The 341-nt window shown below is 65.7% G+C and carries 2 protein-coding genes; both read right to left on the bottom strand.

From position 1 onward, the window contains the following. Positions 1 to 149, bottom strand: a 149-nt coding sequence (locus QWI17_RS00840) for an urease subunit gamma (protein ID WP_302720594.1), incomplete at its 3' end; no start/stop codon positions are given. Between the two features lie 9 nt (positions 150 to 158). Beyond that, the coding region (locus QWI17_RS00845) for an urease accessory protein UreD (protein ID WP_370661375.1) at positions 159 to 341 on the bottom strand (183 nt) is incomplete at its 5' end.

A 341-nucleotide genomic window follows, 5' to 3' on the forward strand; every position in this document is an offset into this window, starting at 1 on the left:
CCATCACGGGCCCCTTCCAGCACGGCGGCGCTGATCAGCGCTACGGCCTCCGGGTAGTTGAGTTTCAGGCCACGGGCCAGGCGCCGTTCTGCCAACAAGGCGGCAGTGAACAGCAGCAGTTTGTCTTTCTCTCTTGGGGTCAGCTCCATGGCGCTCTCTCAGGTGGCCCAGATACGTGGCGGGCAGGCAGGCAGGCCGAGAACGGCCGGGCGCAGCACATGCCACAGGCGTTGCAGGGTGCGTTGCAATTGTTGGTTGTCATGGTCGAGCAGGCGGATCACCAGCAGCGAACCGAGCAGCGTCGCGCCGGCAGGGGTGCCCAGCTCATCGAGCATGGGCCT

This window comes from Gilvimarinus gilvus, assembly GCF_030518155.1.
Lineage (GTDB): Bacteria > Pseudomonadota > Gammaproteobacteria > Pseudomonadales > Cellvibrionaceae > Gilvimarinus > Gilvimarinus gilvus.